The following is a 21,684-nucleotide window of genomic DNA, read 5'->3' as shown; positions in this document are numbered from 1 at the left end:
ACGGGGCCTGTGTGTACAATCCAGCGGATAAGTAACAGATACACTTGAACACTTGTCGTATCGGACTTGTTTGTAAAACCGCTGAAAGCCACGCAGAACAATGTAATTACACGGTTACAGACTGGCAAGAACCCATCTCGCCTGCTAGCGGATATCTTTACTCTTTTGCACACTGGTACAGCCTATGAAACAACAGGAGATAGATTACTGGATCACAGCTATGCTCAAGAAACATGAGCGAGTTTCAGATCTCAATATCACTGCAGGAAAAGCTCTGCAGGTTGAAAGCGACGGTGTCCTGGTGCCGGTTGATGTTATCCCGCCAGTCACCTCACTCACCCCCTTCCAGACGGAGGTCTTTGCGCTCAATCTCATTGGCGGCAACCAGCGACTATTACGGGATCTCATAACAAAAGGCTCCTGTGATTTATCTTACTCACTCAGCAATAAGGTTCGTTTCAGGGTTAATATATTTGCACAGCGTGGTCAGCTGAGCATTGTTTTACGTAAACTGGAAACAAAGATCCCGACCATCAGCGCGTTCAACTTTCCTAATGTCTTTCTGGACATGGCCAAAGAGGTCAATGGACTGATACTCTTCACCGGTGCCACAGGTACAGGTAAAACCACCTCCATGGCTGCCATTCTTAACCGCATCAATGAAGAGCGCCAAATTCACATCGTCACGCTGGAAGACCCCATTGAGTACATGCACCCACATAAGAAAGCGACCTTTAACCAGCGGGAAATGGGTGATGACTTTGATACCTTTGCCAGTGGTTTGCGAGCTGCATTGCGACAGGCGCCCAAGGTTATTCTGGTCGGTGAGATTCGCGACAGGGAAACCCTTGAAATCGCCCTGACAGCCGCTGAAACAGGTCATGTGGTCTTCAGCACCCTGCATACCATCGATACAGGACAGACAATCAACCGTATCTTAGGTATGTTTGAGCAGGATGAACAACCGCAGATACGAAACAGACTCGCCGACACCATCCGCTGGGTCGTCAGTCAGCGGTTGATGCCCCGTATAGGCGGTGGCCGCATTGCTGCTCTGGAAATACTGCGCACCAGCCTGCGTATCAAAGATCTTATTCTTAACGGAGAGACCGAAGATAAAACCTTTTACGGCGTTGTCACTGACGGCGCCACCCGAGGCATGCGCACTTTTGACCAGCACCTGCTTGAACTGTTTGAAACCGGACTCATCACTGAAGAGGTAGCCCTGGCGTATTCCTCCCATCGCAGCGAAATCATGCGCGGCATGGATACCATCAAATCTTCACGCGGTGAAAAAACCTCTGACATCGGAAGTCTGGCCATGGAAAATGAGGAGGAGGAAGATCCATTCAGCAACTGGTAATCTCCTGAATTAGGTTGCCGCCCCCTGTATATTCCGCGCCTGAATTGGTTTGGCAGAATATCTAGCACGGTCACTGATCAGGAAAATCGATTTATCCAATATTCAGCATATGCCCTAATACTTTTTTATCAAGGATTGTCAAATGATCAGCAAATGTCCCGGTTGCCACAAAGCACTTAATTTCAGCCCTGAGCAGAAAAAGAAGCTGGAGCAGACCCTGCAGCGTATGGAGCAGGGAAAACTGCTGACGCTCAAATGTCCTTTTTGTCAATATGTCATCAAACTTGATAAAAACGGACAAAGCCAGGCCGCAGACCCCTCGCTGGTCATCCCCCCTTCACCACCTGACCTGGAGTGGCTGACCACTGGAATCTTTGACCTTGAGGACAAAGTTGAAGATGTTCCCACAGCTCTTATTCTGTTCAAAGATTCTCCTGAACGAAAAAGGATCTGCGAAGCCATGGAAGCCGTTGGGTATCAGCTCATTGTCCTGGAATCCTACGAAGAAGCCTTGGAGCGTATGCGTTTTGTCCAGGTTGCCTGTATTGTCTATCAGGACAATCTGGATGGCCCTCTGGCAGAATCCCCTTTTCACCAGTACATGTGCAAATTGACCATGGATCGTCGCCGGTATATCTTCTATATCCTGATCGGTCAACATTTCAGCAGCCTCTATGATCTGGAAGCACTTGCGAACAGTGCCAACCTCACCGTCAACTCCAAAGATCTGAAGCATCTGGAAGTAATTTTGCGCAAAGCTATTCCGGATTATGAAAAACTTTTTGGCACCTACATGGAGGAACTGAATGCATTTGGCCGACGATGAGCGGAGTACACACGCCTGAGGCATCTCGCCGAATTATTCAGCCCACTGTTATATCACCATGCAACCTCTTGGAATAGTAACTTTTTTACCACCCTTTGCGTATGGCAATGAACCAGGTAGCTCCACCCGAGCTCCCCTGTCGCATTCCGGTTGATTTATCCCTTTGAATTTGTGATAAAGTATACGATTTTGTAATTTAGGCATACTTAACCTCTTTCTTCCAACATTTTACGGAGTACCGAAAAGTAAAAAATACAGTTTTTCAACAAGAAACAGTTGTCTTTCGCTGCATACTCTGTTATTTGTTTGAGTTTGTGTAACAGGTATATCTGAATCTGCAGTGCAGATATACTATCCGTATAACTATTAACCAGAGACACTGGTCAACGTGCGTTGACCGCACAACAGGAACAACAATCCATGACAGATAACCGAACTCAACCCGCCATGGCGGCAGATGACAATGGCTTTGAAGAATTGAGCTTTGCTGAACTCTTCGAGCAGGAAGAAAATAACACCGTAATTAACGTCGGTGAAGTTGCCATCGGAACAGTAGTGGACATTAACAACGATGCTGTTCTGATTGACGTTGGAGACAAAGCTGAAAGTTACATTTCCCTCTCCGAATTCCGCCATGAAGATCCAGATAGAGAGATCCAGATAGGCGATGAATTCGAAGTTTTCATTGAAAAGAGAAAGGACGAAGGCGGACTGCTTCTTTCCAGGGAAAAAGCCATTGCCATAAAAGTTTGGGAACAGATCGCACAGATCCAGGAAGAAGACGGTACCATTGAAGGCCGTATTGACAACAGGGTCAAAGGTGGCATGTCTGTTGACATTGGTGTACCAGCGTTTCTGCCTTATTCACAGATTGATCTGCGTCCGGTAAAAGATCTCGACAGCCTTATCGGCGAGACATTTGAGTTCAAAATTCTCAAATTTAACCGCAAACGCAATAACGTGGTTATATCCCGCCGTGCAATCCTGGAAGAACAGCGTGCAAAAATGCGCGAGCAGATGCGTACTTCCCTGGAAGAAGGCCAGACCATACGCGGCGCGATCACCAATATCACCGACTACGGTCTCTTCATCGATCTCGGTGGAATGGACGGTCTCTGCCATATCACCGACCTCTCTTGGGGACGTGTTTCCCATCCTTCCAAGCTGTACACGGTTGGTGAGGAAATCGAAGTTAAAATTCTTAAATACGATAAGGATTCCGACCGTGTTTCCCTGGGTGTCAAACAGCTCAAATCTGATCCTTGGGAGCGTGTACCAGAGCAGTATCCTCCTGGCGTTCAGGTAACCGGCAAGGTTGTGTCCATCACTGACTACGGTGTCTTTGTCGAGCTTGAAGAAGGCGTCGAAGGTCTGGTGCACATTTCCGAAATGAGCTGGTCCAAAAAACCACGACATCCATCCAAAGTGGTTTCCGTAGGCGACGAAATTGCTGTTCAGGTACTCAATGTGGAAGCAGATACCAAACGTATTTCACTGGGTATGAAACAGCTGCAGCCTAATCCATGGGATGTTGTTGAAGAAAGTTACCCTGTTGGTGCTGTTATTGAGGGTAAAATCAAAAATATCACTGATTTTGGTATTTTTATCGGAATTGAGGAAGGAATTGATGGACTCATCCATGTATCTGACCTGTCCTGGACAGAACGGATCAAACATCCTTCTGAAAAATATACCAAAGGCGATACCATTCAGGCTGTTGTCCTGAAAATCGACAAAGAGAACGAACGCTTCTCTCTGGGTGTAAAACAGCTTGAGCCAGATCCATGGCAGGCTGCAGCCAGTAATTATCCTATTGGCTCCACCGTTGAGGGAACCATCACCAACGTTACTGATTTTGGCGTCTTCGTACAACTCGAAGAAGGGATTGAGGGACTGGTACATGTTTCTGAAATCTCCCGCGACAAAGTCAAAACTCCAGTTGGTATGTTCCACGTCGATGATACTCTTCAGGCCATGGTCATCAACGTTTCTGCAGACGACCGTAAAATTGGTCTCTCCATCAAAGCAATTGAGGAGAAAGACGATAACGACGGTGCAATGCCTGAAGATTACACACAGAAACAATCCACAGGCCCATCCACTCTCGGTGACCTGCTCAAGGCCGCAGCGACAGAGGATGGAGACAGCGATAAATCCTGATCGCGCCCCCAATAAAGTAGTTCTTTCTCATTATAAATACCTTCAAATCTGATCGTGTAATCGGTCAGATTTGAAGGAATCTATTGATTTTTTTCTGGAACAGTAGCAGTATTGCGAACTGCTGCGAATTGTAAAAAGGATTTATTATCATGCTCAAGCGTGAATTAGTGAACGCAGTTTCTGCTCAGCTCGGGGATTATTACAAACAGGATATTGCCCAGGCAGTAGAAATCATACTGGAAGAAATTGCACAGGCTCTGGCCGAAGAAAGAAGGGTAGAAATCCGGGGGTTTGGTAGCTTTTCCGTGCGTACACGTAAACCACGGACAACGAAAAACCCGAAAACAGGGAAAATGATGAACATCCCTGAAAGAAAAACTCTTCACTTCACCATGAGTAAATCATTGAAGGAAGTCTTGATTCAGGCTGATTAACCAGCTTGATTTCAACATACATAAAAAAAAAGCCGGCATCAGATCTGATGCCGGCTTTTTTTATGTTCTTTGCTGTATCGATAGTCAAGTTTAACGCATCCGATACGTATTACCGCTGCCACATAGTTGGAACTGGATTCTATACGTATCTGAAAATATTTGATAAAAGCTAGCTTTTTACATACGTGTTGTGTTACTGAAATCAAAGATGACGATATTTAAGGGCCACGGAAAAAATACATTAGCCAATCTTGCTTGTCTCTCAACTCGGTATCGTCGTCGCATCAATGACTCATCACAAAAAGAACATTGAGCACTACAAGGTTTCTTGCAATGGAAGTGAAGAGTGGGTGCTCCTCGAAAGAAACGAACCACCTTTATCGTCTGGGAAAAAATTGTATTGGCCTTTCAACCTAGCCAATCCACAAGATGAGGTACTGGAGTTCCTTCTAGCTCGCTCCCCGGAGAAAAATACAAAGTGAAAATGTATATATTATTTCACGTGGATAGAAATAAACTTAGCTTTTTTTACTCTAAACTACTCCTCAAGCCATGAATTTATTAAGAATTATTCTGCTCTTCGTTATTCTTTCTCCCGCCATATCACTCTCGTCGCCACTTACCAAAGATACTACTGCTGAAATTGATCACCTGTTACAGTTTATTTCTACTTCGCCATGTAAATTTATGCGTAATGGAAAATGGTACGCAGCCAGTGAAGCAGCCAATCATATCCGAAAAAAGTATGAGTATGTACTCGGTAAAGGTTTGGTGAATTCTTCAGAAGATTTTATACAATACTCGGCAACAAAAAGCAGTATATCTGGCAAAGCGTATATAGTCAGGTGCGGGGTCGAGCCTGAAATAAGCAGCGCAGCATGGCTGCATAGGGAATTGACTGTTTATCGAACACATTCAGAACAATGAGAAATACCATGAAATTTTTTGCTTGTACCGTGGGAGTACTGTTACTTTCAGTAACGGTACTGTTTGCGGACGATTCCATCGTACCTTATCATTTCAATTTCCAGGAAGTTCAGGGAATTCAAGGAGTATGCGGCTTCGAAGACATAACATTTCCCTTAGAAATGAAGATATATGCCGGAGGAGCCTATTCTGGTAAAGAAACGCCGTACCAGATCGATCAAAGCGGACACCAGGCTACCCGGTTTGAAGTCTTGGTAAATTCTCCCCAAGAACCAGTGGCACTGCTTCTTGGCTCGTATGAACCTTCAATATGGAATATTTCCTGGAGTAAAGATACCCGAATTATGGCGGTAATTGTATCCGGATATCATCGACAGGCTGTTGCTGGCCTCCCTGAGTCAGTACCTATTCTGAACAGTTCTTACGATAATCATGGTCCTTGCGGCTATTTTTATGTAACTGAAAAAAAACTTGGGAAGCTGAACCCAATTTCCAATCAAGCGTTCGGACGTAATGTTGACTTGGTGCATTTTGCAAGTAAAGGAATCCTTATGTTTGGGGCTCCCATAAATTCATCAACACAAATGTTTACCTCCAAGGATACTCCACCTGAATCATTTATTGACAACTCACAACCCCTGGCAGGCAAAATGGGATTGGACGATCTGGTAAATAAAGGCCTGCTTCGGCCAGCCACAACCGATGATCTTGACCGATGGGCTGATTTAACCCTGGCTGCAAATCCCAAAAGTATTCCTCCTGTAGCAAAGGGTTCCCGTTCTGCCAGTCATCGTCCTCGATATGCCCATAACGCTTTTGTCATTTTAGATGCCATCACCATTCCGGCAGGGCTGTATGGAGTTAATTCAGCGACATTTTTTTTGAAAGAAGGCGTACCCTATCCCCAGGGTAATCTAGGTCATTCCACGTTGTACAACTTTAATGATATGACCTGTCGGGGCACAGCATGCAATAGATAATGTCAATCTAACATAGGTATGTTCAAATATCGCGTTCCCCTTTTGCACCTTGGGCCAAAAACACTCAATGAACTGAGAGACCAACAAGATTGGATACTCTATTTTTTTCGCGGCCCTGATATTCAACAGTAGCTGTATCATGACTCATAGTACATATTGGACCTTTGAAATGTTCTCCCCTCTGATTTGGCAGGCAAGCAGTGATACTGTCAGATCAATATGTGTCTTTCTTCTTTTTATTCTTTTATCCTTTGTATATTTGACTGTTTGTTCTGCTCTTTCCAGCAGGTCCGGTGAAAAGAAAGATAAAGTACTGGGAATAATAAGCCTTATCTACTTTCTTATAAGCTTTTCAGCGTCTTCATTGATGCTTGATATTTCCGTCGGCCCACAGCTATCGCTCATAGCCCTGGGTATCATGCTCTTGTATGTGCAACTGGTTATATTGATCATGTTATTTGGTGGTTGGTTCGCCAAACATAAACACGCCCCTCATGCTCTATCCCTTCATGATTACCTGAGAACAAATTTCTGGCTCACCAACCTCAGCTATTCACTCATATTCATACCACTTATCGTGTTGGGCATAGAAATGATAAATTCGACAAATAAAACCATCTATGGTGGTAATATTCTCTTCGCTGTCGGGTTAACGTTTCTCGCTATAAAATCATTGATATCTGGTTCTTTCACAGTATTCAGGCTTGAAGTACAGCACCAAAATTTACCTGAATCGCTCAAAACCAAATATCTCAGCGCAATACAACCATTGGATGATTTGGACAAACATTCGATACGATTGCTACGGCAGGGGTTCAGGAATGCGCTCGCTGTAAAATCCACCAATACTATTTTTCTTGGTGTTGATCTCCTGCACTTCCTTACAGCGGAGGAAATCAGAGCAGTTGCATTGCATGAACTAGGACACCTGAAGGATAAGCGCTATATTCCTATGCTGAGAAAAATATTGTTCTCAGTGGTTGTACTCTATTTCGCATTACAGCTCTCCAGTCAATCTGGTCTGCTTTCTCCATGGACGTATTGTATTCTCTTTTTTGTTGGTCTTTTTGTTTTTCTGCAGGTTGTTCGCAAAATCAGGTTGAAGTCTGAATTTGTAGCAGATTCGTTTGTAAAGGATTTCTCAACCGAGGCCCATGGGCACCTGCTTACGGGTATAAAAAAACTACAGGAACTCAATCAGGTCGACAAAGACTTCTGTAAAAAGAAAAATTACGCTCATCTAGATTTGGATGAGCGGGCGAAAATGGTTTCAGAGGGAAAATTCGGGACACAGCGCAAATCATTTGTTCGTTCTGCTCTTACTTTCATTGGTGTCATGACCTTCGTCTTTTGTCTTCAACTGGGGTATCAGTCTCTTCCTTCAAGCAAAAATGAATGGCGAAAACTGCATAACCAGTACCATGATCTTTACACAGAAGAGCAATACCCTGAAGCACAAGCGATAATCAATAAGGCCTATCACTTCGCGAAGTCACATTTCGGCAGCGTCCACTACAGAACATACCTTTCCACCAATGATGCATCCGTCGTATCCCTGGCCCTCGATGAGATAACGGCAGCTGAAAGATTCGCAGAAGATGCGGTCGACCTGGGGCACAAGCTATTTAAGGAAAATGATAAACGGCAGATTCGTTCGCTCAGAAATCTCATAGCCGTCTACTATGAGCAGGATCGGGCAGGGGAAACCGAGCAACTCTATGCTAAAATTTTGCGAATACAAAAAAGGACCAATGCTCGTCCGTCGGATATGATATCAACCTTGCTGGCATTAATACAGCACCAAGCCAGGTTAAAGGAAAGCCAAAAGCTCAAGACTTCAATGAACGAACTGTTGTCTGTCTACAATAGCCTGTCGGTGCTGGATGAAGACGAGCTGGCTTTGTATGAGTTGTTTGCATTTCTTTATGATAGTCCTGAAATACTGAGCAAACAATCCATTTCGCATTATATTGCAAAGCTTGGTGAAATCACAAGGTTGAGATTTGGTGCGCAAAGCCTTGCATATGCAACTTTTCTGGCGGAAGCGGGCTATTATCATGAGAGCATGGATGACTATACCAATGCCAAAAAATCCTATGCTCAGTGTATTGAACGGTTCAAATCAATCGGAATGACGAACAGGGAGGACTATCACTACTGTCTTTTTAATCAGGGAGCAATTGCGCAGAAGGAAAAAGAGTATGAGTTAGCGCGTAACCTCTTCCAGGAATCAATGCAGGTCAGCAAACAAATCAATGGCGAAGATACGTTTGACATAAAATACGAGATCATGAGAATAGCGGATATATTTGCAGAACAAGCAAATAACGAGGATGCTATACGTTATTATAAGCGTGTAATACGCCTTGAAGAACGCGATCCCAACAAAGACAGGAATCACCTGCTCCATGGCTATACTGCGTTGCTTACACTACTTAACCATGGAACTAATGAGTCTGAGATATCACAATTACAAGAGAAGATTGCCAGTCTGAAAAAAGAGCACGAAGCAAGACTAAATCATGCTGCTGATTTTACCGAATAAAATTACAACAATACGCGTGACTTTTCATAGGGTAAGTGACTAAACCTGGCAACCCTCCCGTATTTGTAACTGCATGCAGGGTGCCTAAGGTGTTTGCAAGCAGCCTTGCTCACATATAGCCCCACATAAGCAAGGCTGATCGCGGGAAGATCAGGGGCACTGAAGCAGTTACACCTATTATTCAGGTTCTCTCACAGGCATTTCCTTGCTGTTTTCTTTTTCTTCATTCTCAGCAGCGGCTTCGTTATGCTGGGTTAATTGTTCCTGCTGACTTTTCTGAACCTCTGGCATGGTATGTCTTTCAGGTGTATGAAGCTTTGGTGCAGGCTGCAACTTAGGAACAGGATGCATTGACGGCCTATGGAGCTTAGGCGCAGGCTGCAACTCTGGAACAGGCTGCATGGTCGGCTTATGGAGCGTGGGTGGCGGTTGAATTTCCGGCATTTTTATCTCCACCTCGTGCCGCACATCCATCAGAGCTTGTCTCAACTGGCTGGCATTTTCAGCGGAATAATAGCGTCCCCCACCAGCATCGGCTATGCAGTGTAACTGTTCGGCCTCCAGGGTGGTAACCCCGAAACCGACAACATGAACGACGGCATTCAACCCATTCTCACGCAGCGTGCGCACCAAGGCGCAGGGATCTCCTTGGCAGGTCTCCTCACCATCACTGACCAGGATAATACTGGCCTCCTTTTCTGTCCCGGCCAGCTCATCTGCTGCCATCTGCAGTGAATCGGTAATCGGTGTCTTTCCCTTGGGCTGAATTAAGGAAATCTGGTCTACAAGCCCCTGCCGGTCCCTGCTCTCAGGTGAGATCAGCAGTTCGATGTCAGAACAGTCCCCCTTGCGCCGATGTCCGTACACCACCAGGCCTGCCTGGACATTCCCCGGCAGTTCACCGGCCAGCCCGGTCATCACGTCTTTGGCGATGGCAATCTTGGTTTCGCCTCCAAGCTTGCCCCACATACTTCCTGAACCATCGAGGATAAACATCACTTTAGCTTCCCCAATGGCAAGTACCGGCTGCGCCAGGCAAACCACAGCCAATAGGCTTACCAGCCCTATTATTCTTTTCATAAATATCCTTTTTACCGCACAGGGCAGTTATCGTTTCCCCCTGTGACTTCGGAATTAAGCCCACCATCCTTGCGGAGGGCCAACGTGTTGATGGCCTGTTCCCATTCACCAGGCTTCAGTTGATGTTCTTCGATTATTTCAAAAAATTCACCCTCACCCAAGACAAGATTCTGGGCCTGCGGATGATTCTTACGTAACAGTTTTACGGCCTGGTTGGCCTCCTCCAGTCCTGAGGCGGTCAGCCAGGTAATGAGATGACGCTCACCGTTCTTGCAGAACTTGTACAGTAAATACCGTTTGTCCATATCGATCAGCTCTGTCGTCTTTTTAAGAAATTAATCGTTCGTATTGCTAATAATGAACTTGCAACAGGAAAGAAGCTTCTGATTAAAGCTCTTTCTTTTGTAATATCATACCATAAAAGAGCCATAGAACGATTGGAAGAAACCACAAAATGCTGAATCACGTTACCTTTGAAAATCATTTCAATCTGCAGTAAAAGAAATGCCCACCCAGCGCAGCATGGAACTCGTCCTCTCCACAAATGGCCTTCTTGCCCCGTTTTTGCGTTATGCTCAGACTTTTATCCTCAAAGGCAAGCGAAGACGCCGCTATCAACTCCATGTCTTCGATAAAATGTCGCGCATGCCTCGACATCTAAGCTTGACGTAACTGATCACGGGGTTAACTACACTGATATTTCAATGAGTTTTGAGTCGTAACTGGTTACAGAGTGCCTGATATTTTCGCAATCAGGATGGCACAGGGTATTGGATCATACCTCAGCCAGGCTGATCGTGGAAAAATCAGGTGCACTGTGAGCTATTACACTTGAACAAAGATTCTCTTTTATGACAGGTATTAACAATCTCCATGGTGATGGTCATGGTGTAATGATACGACTTTTTTCCTGAAAATCCTCGCATACAATCTCAAAAACCACGGACGGCCAATGCATGCCAACAGGATGACAGTAGCTATTACATACAGTATCCCATGGGATTCCTGCTCTGCACCACTGATCCAATGAGTGATACTCAGCCCCAGAGCAAGGTACAGATAGTTTACAATAAGTCCCAACACCAACGAACAACACATAATGGAGCTGACGTAAATTACAGCCGTCTTCCTGCCAAGCAACCTGGCAACAACAGTAATCGTTGCCATGTTGGTTGCAGGCCCGGCCAGTAAAAACACCAGCGCTGCACCGGGTGATAACCCTTTCAGGGCGAGAGCAGCAGCAATAGGAGTTGAAGCCGTTGCACAAACATACAAAGGGGTTGCCAAAACAATCATAATCAGCATGGAAAGGATACCATCCCCCATATAGGACGAGACAAATGTTGGAGAAAGAAAGACTGTGATTATTCCAGCAAGCACTATCCCAAAGAGCAGCCAGGGACCGATATCTGTCAACAATTCACCAAAAGCGAATCGCATACCAAGCTGTAGCTTATTCCAACTCTTTGCAAGTCCTGAAAGGTTTTCAGCAACATGCCCGTGCCCAGTGCATCCACAACTGTGTGTATCGGCACCTGCCATTGCCATTGGAAGTGGTGTTCCCGGTTTGAATTTCTTTGATCTGCCTTTGCCACCATCAGCCAAATTTACCAACATGCCCGTGCTCATGGCAGTGAAAAATGCAGCGATTGGCCTGAACAAAGTCATAAAAGGATCAAGGAGAGCATACGTGATGGCAATGGAATCCACACCTGTTTCCGGAGTGGAAATCATGAAGGAACAGACAGCACCCCGATCAGCACCCTGTTGTCGCAAACCGGCTGCGGCAGGAATAACGCCACAACTGCACAACGGGATAGGTATACCAAACAATGATGCTTTAAATATACTGGTTTTATTTTTCTTTCCTAAGTGACGCTGAATAAAATCATCTGGAATAAACCCCTTCAGTATACCGGCCACAAAAAAACCAAATAAAATAAACAAAGAGGATTCAACAAGAACATCCCATGATGCTACCAACACATTGCCCAACAATCCAGTCAACTTTTCCATATCCGGTACGTCTCAACTTGCAGTATATGAGTAATAAATCGGAATTATGCTTTCAACTGCCCAAAAGCAGATTACCCACAGTTTCCCCTTATGTGCTCAAGGCCATCTTTCAAAAGTTCATGCACATGATCGTCGTCCAACGAATAAAATACATGCTTTCCCTGCTTGCGATTTTTTACAATCTTGGCAGCCCGCAGTATACGCAACTGATGGGATACAGCAGGCTGATTCATATCCAGGAGGCTCACCAGGTCGCAAACACATAATTCCCTGATGTATAGTGCTGAAAGGATACGTATCCGGGTTGTGTCTCCAAAAACTTTAAAAAATTGCGCCAGTTCATGCAGTTCATCTTCTGAAGGAACATTATCTGCTACATATCCCAAATCTTCTGTCACTGTGGGCCCTCCACCGTTAATGATGCAAATCCAATCGATTCACCATGCACACGGGTGCATATTAAACACCCTACGCATAAACATATAAGCATGTATACATATAAATAGAACAACACCGCCAGCTTTTTTTTGAGATCACCCGAAATTTGAGCAGCTGCAACCAAGTATCTCGCTGCTTCTTCAGTCTAAAACCACCTCTTTGTCAACCAAGTCATACTCAAACGTGGTCTAAGACATTTCTGGAACTCCTGTATAAAAAAGCAAAATATATTGACAAAGCCCCTATTTCTGGTATTAGATCGCCCTATTGTTCACCCTGGGTGCTTGCCTGAAAATAGGACTATTCTCAGATCAAGAAATTTTAGAAAAGGCTGCCATATACTTCCTCTTGCAAGCAGTATTTTTCTGAAATGACATCGCGCTTGGGAAAAAGGGTATTCTCGTACAGCCTCCCAGGAAAATCATGGGAACATGCGCTCCTTACCCTGACATAATCTGTACAAGATACAGAACATTCATTTGAAATACTGGTGTTCATAGGAACTTAATAGGGAATCCCGTTAAAATCGGGAGCGGACCCGCCGCTGTAACTCTCACGCCTGCCAACGAAGCAGGTAACATCTTCGAAAACATGTATGGTCACTGTTTGCTATATCCAGACGGGAAGGCCTTTTGAAGATGGAGGGAAGCCAGAAGACCTGCCTGTAATTTCTCATGTAAAAACGCAATGGTAAAAGTGTTTTTACAGATAATCCCCTGGGAATAAATGCGGTTTCCCTGTACATTTCTTCGGTACTGGGTGTATTTACATCTCGCCTGTATCGGACGCCGTGGACAGGCTGAGCATGCACATTCATTCCATCTCCCATAAGGCATATATACGCCTTGCCCTTCCGTTCACACTATCAACAGTAACCCAGCCACTGCTCGGGGCTGTGGATACAGCGGTGGTCGGTCGCCTGGATAATCCTTCCTTCATTGGCGGTGTCGCCATAGGCACGGTCATTTTCAATACTCTCTACTGGCTGTTTGGTTTTTTACGTGTTGCTACATCTGGATTCGCAGCACAGAGCCTGGGTCAAAAAAAGCTTGAGCCCGGGGTCCACGCATGGTTACGGCCTTTGATAATTGCTGCTGGCATTGGCCTGCTTTTCATATGTTGCCAGAAGCCAATCCTGCAAGGTGCTCTCCTCATTTATGATGCCGAACCAGACGTAACAGTCCATGCGGTCCGTTATTTCCGTATTCTCATATGGGGAGCCCCCATGGTGCTGATAAGCTATGTTAACCTTGGCTGGCTCATGGGCAGGGGACATGTACGTCAGGTTATGCTTCTGCAGATCGGCACCAATATGCTCAATATCTTATTAGATACCCTGTTTGTTCTCTATTTCCACATGGGAGTTGCAGGTGTAGCGACCGCCACACTTATTTCACAGGCAAGTGGTTTGTTTCTCGGCATACTGCTTATCAGCCCTCAACTTCCCCTGAACACAATCAAAAAATATAGCAAGGGGCTACTGGAAGCCAGCGCCATGAAAAAATTGGCATCTGTAAACAGTGACCTGCTGATCCGAACCGTTTGCCTGCTAACCATGACGAATATCTTTGTGGCCAGAGGAAGTTCCATGGGTACAGATATTCTTGCTGCCAATGCTATTCTCTTTCAGCTTCAGTATCTGATAGCTTATTTTTTTGATGGACTCGCAAATGCAGCCTCTGTTTTTGCTGGCAAATTTGTCGGTTCCGGTGATTTGACCGCTTTTGCTCAAACCCGCTCCATTGCCCACCTTAATCTGATCGGCCTTGTATTCATCCTGGTAGCAGGCCTGCTATTGCTCGACCTTCCCCTCATTAGGATTTTCACTAACATAGAACCCGTGGTTACCCTCTGTGAGCAATATCTTTTTTATATACTGCTTTTCCTGCTCACCATGCCACTTGGCCTTGTTTACGCAGGATTCTATATAGGTGCCACTTGTTCCGCACCAATACGTAACTCTCTGATACTGTCTCTTTTATTTTTTCTGCTCATGGAGAATCTACTCATTCCCAAATGGGGAAATCACGGACTGTGGACAGCTTTTATCGTCTTCTGTGCAGTTCGCAGTGCAGTACTCTACTTTTCCTGGCATCAATTAACCCGACACGCTTTTAAAGCAGTACAGCCATCGTCATGCTGAGATCTATTCTACGCAAAATTGTTGAAATGTTGCTGGTAATGCTTGCAGCCAGTTTCTTAACTTTTTTCCTGACCTGGCTGAGCCCTGGTGATCCCGCTGAAATCTATTTTGAATGTAGAGGTATTTCTCCAAGCAATGAGATTCTGGAAGAAATGCGCAAAAAAATGGGCCTGGATCAGCCGTTTATTCTTCAGTACCTGCATTGGTTAGCGGATATGACCACACTTGATGCGGGAATTTCCCTACGTACCGGTGAACCGGTTGCGGATATGATCCAACGACGTTTTGCAATGACCTTCAAACTTTCTCTGGTTGCAATCGGTGTAATGTTTGTATTTTCTTTTTTTCTAGGAATTTTAGCCACACTTAAAGCAGGTAGATTCACTGATTACATCATCCGGTTCTTTTCATTTGCGGCTATTTCAGTGCCTGATTTCTGGTTGGGACTCATGCTGATACTTTCCTTTATTGTCACTTTTCACTGGTTCAAACTCACAGACCCATATGCTCCGGAAAGTGTTGTTCTCCCTGCACTTACCTTGGCCATTCCTCTGATAGGACGTTACACAAGACAGATTCAAGCAGTAATAAGCGAAGAGATGACCAGGGAATATGTAGTCGGTGCAAGGGCAAGGGGATGCCGGGAATGGACCATTGTCCTCTTCCATGTTTTACCCGGCGTTCTGGCTGGCCTGGCAACACTATTCGGGCTTTCCTGTGCATTATTGCTTGGTGGGACAGTCATTGTTGAAACCATTTTTTCCTGGCCAGGATTAGGCAGTATGGCCATTGAATCCATAACCCATCGGGACTATCCGGTCATCCAGGCATATGTGCTTATTATGGTCTGCATCTATGTAAGTATAAACTTCATTGCTGATGTAATAGCAGAGTTGCTTGACCCCCGACTACGACTGAGCGGAGGACAATAATGAACCTCTTTCAGTTGAACAAACAGCATCAATTTATCATAGCCCTGAGTCTGGCAGCAATCATGGTCACTCTCGCATTGCTTGGTCCATTGCTTGCTCCCCATGATCCACTGGAAACTGATTTCGTTCAGATTTTAACCCCACCCAATCCAGAGTATTTACTTGGTACTGATCAGGTGGGCCGCTGCATTCTTTCCCGCCTGCTCTGTGGGGCAAGAATCTCCCTTGGGATGACCTTTGGTATGCTGAGTATGATTTTTGTTCTGGGAATCTTTATCGGTACAGCGGCAGGTATGCGCGGAGGAATTACCGACACTGTTATCATGCGTATTGCGGATACCATTCTGGCTTTTCCGGATCTCATCTTTGCCATCGCCGTGGTGGGCTTATTGGGACCTGGAATTACCAATACTATTTGCGCACTTGCAATCATCTGGTGGACAAAATTCGCCCGGCTGACACGGGTTCTGGTGCGAACCGCAATACACAGTGAAGCTGTTATTGCCGGACAAATGGCCGGTGCAGGTACGGTCAAACTGGTCCGACATTATCTTCTGCCCACCATCCTGCCCCCACTCCTTACCCAACTCAGTCTGGATATAGGTAATATGATGTTAGCCCTGGCAGGCCTTTCCTTTCTTGGCCTTGGCGTACAGCCGCCCACACCCGAATGGGGCAGCATGCTCAGTGAAGGCAGGGAATATCTGCAAAGTGCCCCCTGGCTGGTGATTTACCCTGGCCTGGCTACTTTTATGGTGGTGGTTGTTTTTAACATTCTGGGTGATGCCACCCGCAAATATTTGAATCCGGAAATATCCTAAGGGTCGCGGAAAATAACACGCAAACAGCGCACTGCATGATGCACATCAGCTCTGTGGACGACCTCTGCTCAGGTTCGCTGTTCTGCTGGTGCTTAAAAAAGTACCCCGTACAGACTCAACCTCTACCTATTCAAAGGAGATGAAATGAAACCATGGATCCCCATACTGATCGCCATTGCTATATTTCTGGCATGTACGACAGCACCGGCAGCTGCGTCCAAAGACAAAACCGTAAACATGGCTATTTTCTGGCTGGACGGTGACATAGATCCCACCTCTGCCTGGCATGGCTGGACCCTCACTCGTTGCGGCATTGGTGAAAACCTGCTGCAGATTGATGAAAATCTGCAATACAAACCCGTCATTGCCGAACGTTGGGAACAACCCGATGCACTGACCACCATCTTTACCATACGTGAGGGTATTACTTTCCAAAATGGTGCAAAGGTTGATGCAGAAGCCTGCAAAGCATCCCTGGAGCGTGCCCTGAAAATAACGGACCGTAAGGATGTACAATTTCCACTGGACTCCATCACTTCCCAGGGCAACACGCTGACCATAAAAACAACCCGCCCCTATGCCACGTTACTCAATGTGCTGGCTGATCCGGTTTTCATTATCGTCGATGCTGAAGCAGCGGCTCAAGATCCTGATGGATTTCAATTCAAACCTGTCACAACCGGGCCATTCAAAGTGGACAGCTTCTCACCGGAAGCAGGTATGGTTCTCTCACAGAACACAGCGTATTGGAAAGGAGAACCGGATGTAGAAACCGTGAACGTGAAATACATATCCGATGCCAACACCAGGTCCATGGCCCTGCAATCCGGAGAGCTTGATGTGGCAACCCAGCTCAGTGCCGCAGACCTGCCAATCCTGGAAAAAGACAACAAACTGGATGTACTCAGTGGCCCTAACCTGAGAGTATTTCTCCTTCGTACCAATTTTACCCATCCCTGGATGCAAATACCTGAATTCAGGCAAGCTGTTCACAGTGCCATTCACAAGAATGTCTATGCTGAAAAAATCGCAGGTGGTATCCCCGCCCGCGGGCCATTTAATGCATTGCTCCCCTTTGGTTATTCAGGAGACGATGCCTACCCGTATAACAGAGATAAAGCCATACAACTCTTAGACAGGGCAGGAATTACTGACAGTGACGGTAACGGTATCCGCGAGTTTAGAGGCACAGATATCGTTCTTCAGTATATCTGCATGAACAACCATGGAGCGGCAGCAAAAAATATAGGAATAGCCATGCAGTCTGAACTGAAAAAAGTAGGCATAGGCATGGAGGTTAAACAGATGGAAAACTTTGCCGAGGCCGCCAAACAAGGCAAATACGACTTCCTTTTCGAACGTTGGACCTCAGCTCCCACCTTAGATCCGCAATATTTTCTCGAATCAGGTTTTAAAACAGGTTCAAGAGGAAATTATGGTCAATACAGCAACCCGGATTTCGACAACCTGCTCGGTGAGCTTGACCGTACCCTGGACAGAGACAAACGCTACAATCTGGGAACCAAAGGGGCACAGATTCTCATGGATGACGTAGCAGCTATTTTTCTCTTCTACCAGAAAGGTAACGTTGTATACAACAAGCGTATATCCGGTATCCACAGGTTTGTGTCAGAAATCTACTATATTGATGACAGGCTTAAATTTGCCAATGAATAATCTCGTTGCAATCCAATCGCTGAAAATAGAATATCCCGGGGGCATTGTTGCCCTCGAGGATATGAGCTTCACCCTCATGCATGGCCAAACCCTTGGCATTGTCGGGGAGAGCGGATCAGGCAAAACTACCCTCATCAGAGCTCTAATCAACCTGCCTCCCTCTGGAGCAAAAATTACTGCAGGCACATATATTTTTGATGGAGTGGAGACAACAAACTATACCGAAAGCGCCTGGCGAAAACTCCGTGGAGGACGAATAGCCATGATCTTCCAGAATCCTGGCGCATCTCTTAATCCCATGGTGTCTGTGGAAAGACAGTTTGTCGAGGCCATACGTAACCACCGCTCCATGAGCAGATATGAGGCCCGTGAGCTTGCTGCGCATGAACTTGAAAAAATGGATCTCCAGGATCCTCCGGCTATTCTTGCTGCAAGACCATGGCAGCTCAGCGGCGGGATGAAACAACGGGTGGCCATCGCTATTTCATTGGCCATGGATCCGGACCTGATCCTGGCCGACGAACCTACATCAGCCTTGGATGTCACGACCCAGGAAATCATCATGGAGGAGTTCAATAGGCGCCGCAGAGAACAGGGAACCGCCATTATCATGGTTAGCCATAATATATGTGCATGTGCCCGTATCGCTGACAAAATCATGGTAATGCAGAACGGTAAGGCAAAGGACTTCGATATAACCCAAAATATTCTTTCCAGACCACCTGAAACCTATGCCGGCCAATTACTGGCTGCCATCCCTCACCTACGGGCATTGCATCATGAGTAACACATCAGAACCTTTGGTAAGTGTACAGCGAGTGAACAAATTTTTTAATAAATTGGGTAAATCCGTACACATTCTCAAAGATGTCACTTTAGATATTCATCCTGGCGAATGTGTTGGAATGGTGGGCTCCAGCGGATCCGGTAAATCCACCCTGGCCAGGATACTCTGTCGTATCCATTGTCAGGAAAAAGGCACCATACTGTTCCGGGGAAGAAATATCTTCCGCATCAACCGCCAAGACTATTATCGGCAGGTACAGATGGTTTTCCAGGATCCTCTGGCGTGTTTTCCCCAACGAATGACAGTAAAACAATTTCTCCTGGAACCCTATCGTAATTTTAAGCTGCTCAATGGATGCGGTCACAGCGATCTGGCTGCAAAACTCCTGGAACGTGTCAACCTTTCCGTTCAATACTTAGGCCGTTACCCCAACCAGCTTTCCGGTGGACAGCTGCAACGCATCGTTTTTTCCAGGGTGACAGGATTAAACCCGCAACTGGTCATTTGCGATGAAGCCACTTCAGCTCTGGATGTTACTATTCAGGCTCAAATCATAGCTCTCTTTCAAAAATTACAGAAACAACAGAAATTTGCCTCTCTGTTCATTACCCATGATTTAGCCCTTGCGGAAAAACTCTGCGATACCATCCACGTCATGGATGACGGAGCCATTGTGGAAACGCTCACAAGTGGTAACATTGTTGAGGAAGCACAGCACCCTGCCACTCAGCGTATGATCCGTGCAAGCTGTGGGCTGGCACAGGCTGCAGGGTTAACCGCAAAACATGGTAAATATCCTGTACCTGGATCCTTATAGCTCTTTTAAATAACAAGTATACTCTTTACCGAACAGGCATTGGCTGATATTGGGATGAACGACCAGAAAACAAAAAAACTGCAAAAAGGCCAAAAAGTAGCGTTTCTTTCCGTTCTGGTGTCTTTAGCTTTAGCTGTACTCAAAGGCACGGTTGGCTTTCTGTTTAACTCACAGATACTCATCGCAGATGCCATTCACAGTTGTGCAGACCTGATGACCCATGCTGCTTCCGGGTTCGGTCTGTGGATAGCATCGCAGGGTAAAACAGACAGATTTCCTTATGGACTCTATCGAGCAGAAACCTTTGCCTGCCTGATAGTGGGGTTACTCATCACCGTTGCCAGCATTGACCTGTTCAAAGACGGCCTGAACAAACTGCATCTCGCACAACAGACCCGTGCATTTCCTTTTTTTCCCATCGCTGCCAGTGCCATTTCTTCAGTCGCTGCACTGGTTGTAGCAACCATGGAATCCAAAGTAGGCCATGCCATTGGCTCCAAATCGCTGATTGCCAGTGCCAAAGAAGCATACCTGGATATTTTCACATCACTGGCTGTATTGGCAGGTATTATTCTGGCGTATTTCCAGATTCCCTACGTTGAAGGTGGGATCATCCTCTTTATTGCAGTTCTCCTGCTCAAAATTGGCTTGGAAAACGTTTGGATAGCCCTGCTTATCTTGATGGACGCAAATATGGAACCTGGCTTATGTAATGAAATTACTCAAACTATTTGCCAGGTAAGTGGCGTGGTTTCTGTTGATGAAGTGAAAATCCGTCAATCAGGACCATTTAAAATGGTAGAGTGCATCATTACAGCTGAGCCAGAAGCCACCCTTAGTGAGGCCCACAATGTTGCCGACAGGGTCGAAGAAATCATTGCCGGGAACTTTGAACATATAGAATCCACTCTTATCCACGTGGAGCCGAAAAAAAAGGACAAGTTGCTGGCCATGATCCCTGTTGCGCAGTGTTCAGGGCTGAACTCCACTGTCCATCAACATTTTGCCAGAGCGCCCTATCATCTGTTGGTCTCCCTGGAATACAGCAAGAGCGAAGTGGTAGATTGTCATAAGAATAATCATCTCCACTCCAGAGAGCACATAGGACTCAAGACCTCGCGACTGGCTGCCGAATCTGGAGCGGACCTGGTGTTGACAGCAAGTATTGGCGAAATTTCATTCCACTTCATTCACTCTCACATGATTGAAGTGTATACCGCCCATGCCGGATCTACAGTTGCAGATACTCTGGATAAGTATCGCGATGGAGCCCTTACACGGCTGAACAGCCCGGCCCACAGATTTGAGGACTCTCTCATCCATCAAAACAACCATTGAAAGAGAGAATAAAAAATGATCATCACGCAAATCCCTCTGGCCTGTTATTGCTCAGGGATTACTGGGTCACACTTTTCGCTGTAAAAAAACTCTCACTCAGCCTGATGTGGAAAATAGAGATGGAGCTGTTTCACACTGCCGATACGTTCAATCAGTTCGTTGCTGTTATCTGAAAGGGAACGAACGATATCAACCTCCCCCCCATTGCTGATAACCTCCACGGCCTCATTGTATGTCTTTACCAACCAGGTATTATCCTTATTATTTTTTGCTTCTACCAGATGAGACTCTTGTATCGCTATTTTTTTCATCATTATATAGTCCGCATAAAAAATAGAAAACATCCATGCCGTTTTTTCCATCAATATCAGAAAAATAATATGCAGTATTGCATATAAGC

Annotated in this window: 19 protein-coding genes and 1 riboswitch; of the genes, 14 read left to right on the top strand and 5 right to left on the bottom strand. The window is 45.7% G+C overall.

Annotation, left to right across the window (positions count from 1 at the left end; genetic code table 11):
• The first annotated feature begins 184 nt into the window (after positions 1 to 184).
• The 7 genes from G493_RS0125535 to G493_RS0125495 all read left to right on the top strand — a co-directional run bounded on the left by G493_RS0125535 (position 185) and on the right by G493_RS0125495 (position 9,235).
• On the top strand, positions 185 to 1,363 hold the full coding sequence (locus G493_RS0125535; RefSeq protein ID WP_028582619.1) for a type IV pilus twitching motility protein PilT: 1,179 nt from the start codon (positions 185 to 187) through the stop codon (positions 1,361 to 1,363).
• A 142-nt stretch (positions 1,364 to 1,505) separates the two neighbouring features.
• A complete protein-coding gene (locus G493_RS0125530; RefSeq protein WP_028582618.1) occupies positions 1,506 to 2,189 on the top strand; it encodes a hypothetical protein in 684 nt (227 codons plus the stop codon).
• Positions 2,190 to 2,609: 420 nt separating this feature from the next.
• A complete protein-coding gene (locus tag G493_RS0125520) occupies positions 2,610 to 4,349 on the top strand; it encodes a 30S ribosomal protein S1 (RefSeq protein WP_051309954.1) in 1,740 nt (579 codons plus the stop codon).
• Positions 4,350 to 4,498: 149 nt separating this feature from the next.
• Positions 4,499 to 4,783, top strand: a complete 285-nt coding sequence (locus G493_RS0125510; protein ID WP_028582616.1) for an HU family DNA-binding protein — start codon at positions 4,499 to 4,501, stop codon at positions 4,781 to 4,783.
• Between the two features lie 552 nt (positions 4,784 to 5,335).
• Positions 5,336 to 5,710 carry a DUF5329 family protein gene (locus tag G493_RS33680; RefSeq protein WP_028582615.1) on the top strand — a complete coding sequence of 125 codons (375 nt, stop codon included), beginning with the start codon at positions 5,336 to 5,338 and terminating at the stop codon, positions 5,708 to 5,710.
• A gap of 8 nt (positions 5,711 to 5,718) precedes the next feature.
• Complete coding sequence (locus G493_RS31345; RefSeq protein ID WP_051309952.1) at positions 5,719 to 6,690, top strand: hypothetical protein; 972 nt, start codon at positions 5,719 to 5,721, stop codon at positions 6,688 to 6,690.
• 139 nt (positions 6,691 to 6,829) lie between these two features.
• Complete coding sequence (locus tag G493_RS0125495; RefSeq protein WP_028582614.1) at positions 6,830 to 9,235, top strand: M48 family metalloprotease; 2,406 nt, start codon at positions 6,830 to 6,832, stop codon at positions 9,233 to 9,235.
• Positions 9,236 to 9,412: 177 nt separating this feature from the next.
• On the opposite strand, the gene G493_RS31340 is transcribed toward G493_RS0125495, so the two are convergent.
• The 4 genes from G493_RS31340 to G493_RS0125465 form a co-directional block, all read right to left on the bottom strand.
• Positions 9,413 to 10,315 (bottom strand): vWA domain-containing protein, encoded by a 903-nt coding sequence (locus G493_RS31340; RefSeq protein WP_051309951.1) that lies wholly within the window; start codon positions 10,313 to 10,315, stop codon positions 9,413 to 9,415.
• A gap of 11 nt (positions 10,316 to 10,326) precedes the next feature.
• Positions 10,327 to 10,620: a hypothetical protein gene (locus tag G493_RS31335; RefSeq protein ID WP_051309950.1), complete on the bottom strand. Its 294-nt coding sequence runs from the start codon at positions 10,618 to 10,620 to the stop codon at positions 10,327 to 10,329.
• 556 nt (positions 10,621 to 11,176) lie between these two features.
• Positions 11,177 to 12,331 carry an SO_0444 family Cu/Zn efflux transporter gene (locus G493_RS31330; protein WP_051309949.1) on the bottom strand — a complete coding sequence of 385 codons (1,155 nt, stop codon included), beginning with the start codon at positions 12,329 to 12,331 and terminating at the stop codon, positions 11,177 to 11,179.
• A gap of 71 nt (positions 12,332 to 12,402) precedes the next feature.
• On the bottom strand, positions 12,403 to 12,729 hold the full coding sequence (locus tag G493_RS0125465; protein ID WP_232363838.1) for an ArsR/SmtB family transcription factor: 327 nt from the start codon (positions 12,727 to 12,729) through the stop codon (positions 12,403 to 12,405).
• Between the two features lie 511 nt (positions 12,730 to 13,240).
• Positions 13,241 to 13,449: riboswitch (cobalamin riboswitch) on the top strand.
• Between the two features lie 125 nt (positions 13,450 to 13,574).
• Here G493_RS0125465 and G493_RS0125455 point away from each other — a divergent pair.
• The 7 genes from G493_RS0125455 to G493_RS0125425 all read left to right on the top strand — a co-directional run bounded on the left by G493_RS0125455 (position 13,575) and on the right by G493_RS0125425 (position 21,284).
• A complete protein-coding gene (locus tag G493_RS0125455) occupies positions 13,575 to 14,912 on the top strand; it encodes an MATE family efflux transporter (RefSeq protein WP_205623762.1) in 1,338 nt (445 codons plus the stop codon).
• On the top strand, positions 14,906 to 15,844 hold the full coding sequence (locus tag G493_RS0125450; protein WP_028582610.1) for an ABC transporter permease: 939 nt from the start codon (positions 14,906 to 14,908) through the stop codon (positions 15,842 to 15,844). Before G493_RS0125455 ends, G493_RS0125450 begins: the two co-directional genes overlap by 7 nt.
• Positions 15,844 to 16,665 carry an ABC transporter permease gene (locus G493_RS0125445; protein ID WP_028582609.1) on the top strand — a complete coding sequence of 274 codons (822 nt, stop codon included), beginning with the start codon at positions 15,844 to 15,846 and terminating at the stop codon, positions 16,663 to 16,665. Before G493_RS0125450 ends, G493_RS0125445 begins: the two co-directional genes overlap by 1 nt.
• 144 nt (positions 16,666 to 16,809) lie before the next feature.
• On the top strand, positions 16,810 to 18,342 hold the full coding sequence (locus G493_RS0125440) for an ABC transporter substrate-binding protein (RefSeq protein WP_028582608.1): 1,533 nt from the start codon (positions 16,810 to 16,812) through the stop codon (positions 18,340 to 18,342).
• A complete protein-coding gene (locus G493_RS0125435; protein WP_028582607.1) occupies positions 18,335 to 19,129 on the top strand; it encodes an ABC transporter ATP-binding protein in 795 nt (264 codons plus the stop codon). The genes G493_RS0125440 and G493_RS0125435 overlap by 8 nt, the downstream gene beginning before the upstream one ends.
• Positions 19,122 to 19,946, top strand: coding sequence for an ABC transporter ATP-binding protein (locus G493_RS31325; RefSeq protein ID WP_051309948.1), 825 nt, complete (start codon positions 19,122 to 19,124; stop codon positions 19,944 to 19,946). Before G493_RS0125435 ends, G493_RS31325 begins: the two co-directional genes overlap by 8 nt.
• A 54-nt stretch (positions 19,947 to 20,000) precedes the next feature.
• Positions 20,001 to 21,284, top strand: a complete 1,284-nt coding sequence (locus tag G493_RS0125425) for a cation diffusion facilitator family transporter (protein ID WP_028582606.1) — start codon at positions 20,001 to 20,003, stop codon at positions 21,282 to 21,284.
• A 92-nt stretch (positions 21,285 to 21,376) separates the two neighbouring features.
• Here the strand turns inward: G493_RS0125425 and G493_RS0125420 are convergent, their stop codons facing one another.
• Entirely contained in the window at positions 21,377 to 21,598 is a 222-nt protein-coding gene (locus tag G493_RS0125420) for a hypothetical protein (RefSeq protein WP_153306676.1), read from the bottom strand.
• Positions 21,599 to 21,684: the final 86 nt, after the last annotated feature.

This window comes from Desulfogranum japonicum DSM 18378, from assembly GCF_000429945.1.
Lineage (GTDB): Bacteria > Desulfobacterota > Desulfobulbia > Desulfobulbales > Desulfobulbaceae > Desulfogranum > Desulfogranum japonicum.
Note: the sequence above shows the minus strand (reverse complement) of the source record. Positions and strands in the feature narration are given on the sequence as shown.

Bases quoted from the DNA above. Each gene is read 5' to 3' on its own strand.
- G493_RS0125535 (WP_028582619.1), top strand. From the start codon at position 185: ATGAAACAACAGGAGATAGATTACTGGATCACAGCTATGCTCAAGAAA.
- G493_RS0125530 (WP_028582618.1), top strand. From the start codon at position 1,506: ATGATCAGCAAATGTCCCGGTTGCCACAAAGCACTTAATTTCAGCCCT.
- G493_RS0125520 (WP_051309954.1), top strand. From the start codon at position 2,610: ATGACAGATAACCGAACTCAACCCGCCATGGCGGCAGATGACAATGGC.
- G493_RS0125510 (WP_028582616.1), top strand. From the start codon at position 4,499: ATGCTCAAGCGTGAATTAGTGAACGCAGTTTCTGCTCAGCTCGGGGAT.
- G493_RS33680 (WP_028582615.1), top strand. From the start codon at position 5,336: ATGAATTTATTAAGAATTATTCTGCTCTTCGTTATTCTTTCTCCCGCC.
- G493_RS31345 (WP_051309952.1), top strand. From the start codon at position 5,719: ATGAAATTTTTTGCTTGTACCGTGGGAGTACTGTTACTTTCAGTAACG.
- G493_RS0125495 (WP_028582614.1), top strand. From the start codon at position 6,830: ATGACTCATAGTACATATTGGACCTTTGAAATGTTCTCCCCTCTGATT.
- G493_RS31340 (WP_051309951.1), bottom strand. From the start codon at position 10,315: ATGAAAAGAATAATAGGGCTGGTAAGCCTATTGGCTGTGGTTTGCCTG.
- G493_RS31335 (WP_051309950.1), bottom strand. From the start codon at position 10,620: ATGGACAAACGGTATTTACTGTACAAGTTCTGCAAGAACGGTGAGCGT.
- G493_RS31330 (WP_051309949.1), bottom strand. From the start codon at position 12,331: ATGGAAAAGTTGACTGGATTGTTGGGCAATGTGTTGGTAGCATCATGG.
- G493_RS0125455 (WP_205623762.1), top strand. From the start codon at position 13,575: ATGCACATTCATTCCATCTCCCATAAGGCATATATACGCCTTGCCCTT.
- G493_RS0125450 (WP_028582610.1), top strand. From the start codon at position 14,906: ATGCTGAGATCTATTCTACGCAAAATTGTTGAAATGTTGCTGGTAATG.
- G493_RS0125445 (WP_028582609.1), top strand. From the start codon at position 15,844: ATGAACCTCTTTCAGTTGAACAAACAGCATCAATTTATCATAGCCCTG.
- G493_RS0125440 (WP_028582608.1), top strand. From the start codon at position 16,810: ATGAAACCATGGATCCCCATACTGATCGCCATTGCTATATTTCTGGCA.
- G493_RS0125435 (WP_028582607.1), top strand. From the start codon at position 18,335: ATGAATAATCTCGTTGCAATCCAATCGCTGAAAATAGAATATCCCGGG.
- G493_RS31325 (WP_051309948.1), top strand. From the start codon at position 19,122: ATGAGTAACACATCAGAACCTTTGGTAAGTGTACAGCGAGTGAACAAA.
- G493_RS0125425 (WP_028582606.1), top strand. From the start codon at position 20,001: ATGAACGACCAGAAAACAAAAAAACTGCAAAAAGGCCAAAAAGTAGCG.
- G493_RS0125420 (WP_153306676.1), bottom strand. From the start codon at position 21,598: ATGATGAAAAAAATAGCGATACAAGAGTCTCATCTGGTAGAAGCAAAA.